We start from the raw sequence: 5,802 nt of genomic DNA on the forward strand, positions 1-5,802 counted from the left end.
AACACTCCTCGATCGGCTACCAAACCCCGGTCGCATTCGAGAGCAACTTCTACAAAAACTAAACCAAAAGTGGTCCAAAAATCCCTTGCACCTCACAGGCCCCACCCGCTGAAAAAGCAGTTAGGAGGCCTTTGTCATGCATCGACGCTGGGGACGCAGGTGCGGTTCTCAAAAGAGGAGACCTTTCTGAAGATGGCGAAAGTTGACACCCGCCATCAATAGAGATGAAAGAAATTACCGACCTCATAGAATTAGCGAAATCACTTTTGGAACTGATCTCACTTCCAGTCGTGCTTTGGCTGACTTGTCTGCAGATTAAAAGTCGGCTCAAAGGAAAAAACCAAGACGCGAAGGAACGAGAAAACGAGTGAACTGATTTAGGAGGCCTTTGCTTCTTCGGCGATTAAAGCCTCAAGGAGGCTGGCAATACGTTGCTGCCTTCGGCGGGGCAGTTGGGTGGCTTGTGCGACGAGGTTTTCGAGTTTGCTGGCTGGTCCTCGATGCCTGGCCGATTTTCTTTTGTCTGCTTGCAGGAGAACTTCCAAAGAAACTGCCAGAGTCTCAGAAAGTGGAACTAGGAACTCTCCTCGGGGTGGGGTCGCGGAACGCTCCCAGGCGGCAACAGTCGCTTGTCGGACACCAACAAGATCGGCGACTTGCTGTTGAGAAAGCGAGGCGGCATGGCGCAAAGATGCCAAGTGGGCGCCATAATCGGGCTGTTGAGTTTTTGCAGGTCGGGCCATCGAGCGCATAATAACCATTATTCCGTATAATGGGGTTGCGAGCAACAAAGAAACCGTATAACCCTCGGGCGGGTAAAAACCCAAAATCGAACTTGACGCTATTTTATGGCCCGAATCCCAGAATCCGAAATCGACCGCATCAAACGCGAAACTGACCTTGTGGCGCTTATCCAGTCGCGGGGAACGGTGCTCAAACAGCAAGGCACGAACTGGACGGGCTTTTGCCCCTTCCACGAAGACACCAAGACGCCGAATCTGATCGTGACTCCGGGCAAGGGGCTTTTTCGATGCATGGCGAGTTGTTGCGGGAAGAGTGGGAACGTGATCCAGTTCTTGGAATGGTTCGATGGGGTGAGCTTTCGCCATGCCTTCGAGGTCCTTGCAGGACGGGCGGATGCTGCTTTTGCGGCCTCGGATGGGACGCCAAAGAAGAGTTCCACCGTTCCGAAGCTGCCTTGTCCTTTCGATAGCGAGGCCAGTGAAAGCGAACTTTTGGGGCAGGTGGTGGAGTATTACCACGAGCGTCTGCTGCAGTCGGAAGCGGCCAAGGACTACCTTACTTTTCGTGGTCTTGATGACGAGAACCTGGTGCGGAAGTTCAAACTTGGCTTTGCGGATCGAACTCTCGGCCTGAGAATCCCGCTCAAGAACCGAAAGGAGGGGCAGGAAATCCGCTCGAAGCTGCAGCAAGCGGGAGTCTATCGTGCCAATGGGCGCGAACACTTGAACGGTTGCCTTGTTGTTCCTGTTTACGATGAATCACGTAGCAAGGTGAAGCAGCTTTACGGGCGGCGCATTCAATCGAACGTGCCCAAGGATAAGCGGCACTTGTATTTGGCGAAACCGTTGGCCGGAATCTTCAACCCCGATGCCTTGAAATGCGGCCGAGGGCTCGCAGGGCAAGCCGGGGGTGAAATCATCCTTTGCGAAAGCCTCTTGGATGCCCTCACTTTTTACCGTCACGGAATGGAAGCGGTCACTTGCACCTACGGCACGGCCAACTTCACTGAGGAGCTTTTCGAGGCCATTTTGCGGCACAAGATCGAGTCGGTAAAAATCGCCTTCGATGCCGATGAGGCCGGAGAGCGGGCCTTCCTCGAGGTGGCGGAAAAGCTGATAGCGCATGGGATTGAGGCGCATCGCATCAAGTTTCGATGGGGGATGGATGCGAACACCTTTGCCCAGGAGGAAGGCCCCGAAGCCCTGCGCCAAGCGGTGCGTGATTCGATTTGGTATGGGCGAGGGAAGAGTGAGAAAGCCCCTCAAAAGTCCGAAAGCTCCTCTTTAAGTAGTACAAAAGTAGGTTGCCCTCACTCCGTTCAGGCCGTGCGGAATGAGGACTCCTCCTCCGGAGTCCTTAGTACAAAAATAGCAGCTACTAAAGCTGCTGGGCACTCTTCTTTAGCTGCTAATTTAGCCGCTAAAGAAGAAGATTTTTCGGAGCCAACAAGCGTTCGAGAATCCAAGGTAGGTTTGCCCGTCGAAGCCTTGGCGAAGTCGGGCGACTTTCACGAGTTAGCCCTCGGAAGCCGAACTTATCGCGTGGGTGGTTTGGAGAAAAACGGCTCGCTGGAAGTGCTCAAGATCACCCTGCGCGTGATGACTGACGAGGGCCTCTTCCATGTCGATGGCCTTGACCTTTATCGAGATGGAGAGCGGCGGAAGTTCATCGACCGTGCCGCCGAGGAAACCTTGCTCGAAAAAGAATTACTCAAGCGCGATCTCGGCAAGCTCTTGCTGGCTTTGGAACAAGCGCAAGAGAAGCGTTTGAATGCCGGAGCAGATGACGAGGAGGAAGTCGTTGAGCTGACTGCCGAGGAAAAAGAGGAAGCTCTTGCCCTTCTCAAAGCCCCCAACTTGCTCGACCGCATCACGACCTCCTACGACGAAGCCGGCATCGTGGGGGAGAAAAATAACCTCCTTGCGGCTTACCTCGCCTGCGCTTCGCGCAAACTCCGCAAGCCTCTCGCGGTCATCATTCAGAGCACCAGCGCGGCCGGGAAATCCACGCTCATGGATGCCGTCTTGAGCTTCTTTCCTGATGAAGAGCAGGTGAAATACTCGGCGATGACCGGCCAGAGCCTCTATTACCTGGGCGAGGCGAACTTGAAGCACAAGATCCTCGCCATCGTGGAGGAAGAAGGAGCGGAGAAAGCCAGCTACGCGCTCAAGCTCTTGCAGTCAGAAGGAGAACTGACCATCGCGAGCACGGGGAAAGACCCGCAATCCGGCCGCATGGAAACACAGGAATACCACGTCGAAGGACCAGTGGCGATCGTGCTTACGACGACCTCAATTGACATTGATGAAGAACTCATGAACCGCTGTCTCGTCCTGACCGTGGACGAGTCCCAGGAACAAACCGAGCGAATCCACGAGCTACAGCGCGAAGCGCGAACCATCGAAGGGCTCTTGGCGGCGGAGAAGCGCAAGGACATCGTGCGCGTGATGCAGAACGCGCAACGGCTCATCGAGCCGATGCGGATCGCGAACCCCTTTGCCCGTCACCTGACCTTTGCCAGCGGCCGCACGAGAACGCGCCGCGACCATGAGAAGTATCTCACCCTCATCGACTCCATCGCTTTGCTGCATCAGCACCAACGCGAAGCGATCACCCACACCGTCAAGTCCGAAGCCGGACGGGCAAGCCGCGAGGTGAAGATGTTGCCCGTGACGCTTGAGGACATCGAAGCGGCCAACCGCATCGCTCCGGAGGTTTTGGGCCGCAGTCTCGATGAGTTGCCCCCGCAAACGCGCCGCTTGTTGGAGCATATTAAAGAGCACGTGCGCGCGCGCATGGAGGAGCAGAAGCTCGAGCAGAGACTTGCCCTTTTCACCCGCCGTGAGCTGCGCGAGAAAACGGGCTGGAGCCAGACTCAAATCAGGCGGCATTTGGAAAACCTTCAGGAACTCGAATACGTCTTAATGCGCGGCGGCCGCAATGGAGTGCAAATGAAATATGAGCTGCTTCTCGATGCCAGCGAGCAGGCAGGAGCGTTTCATGTGGGCCTCATTGATGTGGAAGAATTGAAGCAGAAAGAAGCGAAGAAAGAGAAGGCGGCATGAAGCTACGATGCCTACCTTGCCAGATTTTGAGGCACCTTGTCCCCACCTTGCCAAAACAGTTGGCAAGGTCTGGAAGTATTGAAAAAGCAGGGAAAAACCGTTCTTGGAGCCTCGACCTGGCCACCTTGCCGAAACGCGCATCAGGGCCTCAAAAACAAAGCCCTCGTAGTCATGCCTCGGACTGAACCCGAGCAAACTGAAAAACTGAAAAACTAACAAACTCAAATGGCAGGCAAGAAAGGATATGATGCCACGCGCAAGCTTCGCGAGCGGGGAGGGGACAAGCGCGGAGGGAATCGCGCGCAAGAACTCCCCAAGGGCCAGCCCGGGAGCCTCGCTGCCGAGGCTTTGCTTTATCTCGAATCCCTAGCCGTCCGCAACTACACCGCTGACACCATTGAAGGCCGTCGCGATGCCCTGAAAGTCTTCCTCCTTTGGGCTGGTGAACGCGAATTGGCCGAACCCACGAGCATCACCAAAGCCATCCTCGAAAGCTACCAACGGCATCTCTGGCGATGGCGCAAGAAAAACGGTAAGCCTCTCGGCATCTCCACCCAGCGCAGCCGCTTGAGCACCCTCAAGGACTACTTCGCCTGGCTGACTAAAAAGAACCTCCTCACCGCCAATCCTGCCAGCGAACTGGAACTGCCACGCCAGGAAAAACGGCTTCCGGTCGAAGCCCTCACTTTATCCCAAGTCAAAGCGGTCCTCAACGTGCCCGATCCCACCGACCTGCTGGGCATCCGTGACCGTGCCATTTTAGAGGTCTTTTACTCGGTAGGCTTGCGGCGGGGCGAGTTGGCTAAGTTGGAACTCACCGACCTCAATCAAGAGCGCCAGACCCTGCAAATCCGCCAAGGCAAAGGGCACAAGGATCGGGTCGTGCCCGTGGGAGAACGCGCCTTGGAATGGCTCGCCAGATACCTTGATGAAACCCGCCCCCGCCTCGTCCTCGACCTTTTCGAGAAAAGCCTCTTTTTGACCAGTTACGGCGAAGCCTTCAATCCCGACGTCCTGAGCCGAATGGTGACCAAATTCATCAAGCAAGCGGACATCGGGCGCACCGGATCCTGCCATCTTTTGCGGCACACCTGTGCGACTCACATGCTCGAAGGCGGGGCCGACATCCGGTTCATCCAACAACTTCTCGGCCACGAAAAGCTTGAAACGACAGCGATTTACACCCAAGTGAGCATCGAGCAGCTCAAAGCCGTCCACCGCCAAACCCACCCGGCGGAAGCGGCCAAAAAGGCTTAATCATAAACATCGCGGCGGTGTCCCGCTCGCACGACCAGGACGACCAATTCACTGTCCTCAATGCGGCAAATCATCCGGTAATGGCTGGTGCGGTAGCGCCAAAACTCCCCAAGCTCGCCAGAAAGAGGCTTGCCGAACTGGCGCGGATCATCGCATCCCGTAATATTGCCATCCAAGTAGGCGAAGATGCGCTTGCTGCCTTCCGGTCCCAGCTTTCGGAGTTGTTTTAAAGCCTTGTCGGTGAGTTTATAATCCCAACTCACGTTTGGCTTCGGCAGGGGTGAAAGTCCGCTTCGACTTCTCCAAAGACTGGGCGGCTAAATAGTAATCCTCCAGATCCTCCAAGTGCTGTTCGATGGCTTGGCGAGCGTAGAAGGTTTTGGTGCGGCCTGTTCTCTTGGCGAGCTTGGCAAGACGCTCCTCAAGGTCAGGTTTTAATCGGATAGCGAGCATGACTGAACTTAGCCTGCTATACGTGTATAGCAATCCTGAAACCGCCTTTCTTTTTAGCTGCCAAAGTTGCCTTGGGCTGGTATGACTACGCTTGAGCAGTGGCCTATTACGCGACATCAGCCTGCGCCTTAGAGGGCGACCCCACCGCGAAAAACCGCGTCTGGGGATTTTTTGCGGACCCGAACAAATCGCGCCCGGGCAATCGCCTGCAAAGCCCGCAACCGCGCAGGAAAAATCGTGCTATCACTACGAAAACCGCGTCGGGTATCCCTCTTTGGCCAAG

Annotated in this window: 6 protein-coding genes; 3 read left to right on the forward strand and 3 right to left on the reverse strand. The window is 55.6% G+C overall.

The window, feature by feature from the left end; all coding sequences use genetic code 11:
- Positions 1–377 precede the first annotated feature (377 nt).
- Positions 378–761 carry a helix-turn-helix domain-containing protein gene (locus JIN78_RS16415; protein WP_200393081.1) on the reverse strand — a complete coding sequence of 128 codons (384 nt, stop codon included), beginning with the start codon at positions 759–761 and terminating at the stop codon, positions 378–380.
- Positions 762–848: 87 nt separating this feature from the next.
- On the opposite strand from JIN78_RS16415, the gene JIN78_RS16420 reads away from it, so the two are divergent.
- Positions 849–3,809 carry a CHC2 zinc finger domain-containing protein gene (locus tag JIN78_RS16420; RefSeq protein ID WP_200393082.1) on the forward strand — a complete coding sequence of 987 codons (2,961 nt, stop codon included), beginning with the start codon at positions 849–851 and terminating at the stop codon, positions 3,807–3,809.
- 225 nt (positions 3,810–4,034) lie between these two features.
- Positions 4,035–5,066: a site-specific tyrosine recombinase XerC gene (gene xerC / locus JIN78_RS16425; RefSeq protein WP_200393083.1), complete on the forward strand. Its 1,032-nt coding sequence runs from the start codon at positions 4,035–4,037 to the stop codon at positions 5,064–5,066.
- Here the strand turns inward: xerC and JIN78_RS16430 are convergent.
- The gene (locus tag JIN78_RS16430) at positions 5,063–5,329 is read right to left on the reverse strand and encodes a type II toxin-antitoxin system RelE family toxin (protein ID WP_200393084.1); all 267 of its coding nucleotides are present in this window, start codon (positions 5,327–5,329) and stop codon (positions 5,063–5,065) included. The two genes, xerC and JIN78_RS16430, sit on opposite strands and share 4 nt — an antisense overlap.
- Positions 5,313–5,519, reverse strand: coding sequence for a type II toxin-antitoxin system RelB family antitoxin (gene relB / locus JIN78_RS16435; protein ID WP_200393085.1), 207 nt, complete (start codon positions 5,517–5,519; stop codon positions 5,313–5,315). The genes JIN78_RS16430 and relB overlap by 17 nt, the downstream gene beginning before the upstream one ends.
- Positions 5,520–5,617: 98 nt before the next feature.
- On the opposite strand from relB, the gene JIN78_RS17390 reads away from it, so the two are divergent.
- Positions 5,618–5,802: hypothetical protein (locus JIN78_RS17390; protein ID WP_234038046.1), on the forward strand; the 185-nt coding region annotated here is incomplete at its 3' end.

Source organism: Roseibacillus ishigakijimensis, from assembly GCF_016595415.1.
In the GTDB taxonomy this organism is placed as follows: Bacteria; Verrucomicrobiota; Verrucomicrobiia; order Verrucomicrobiales; family Akkermansiaceae; genus Roseibacillus; species Roseibacillus ishigakijimensis.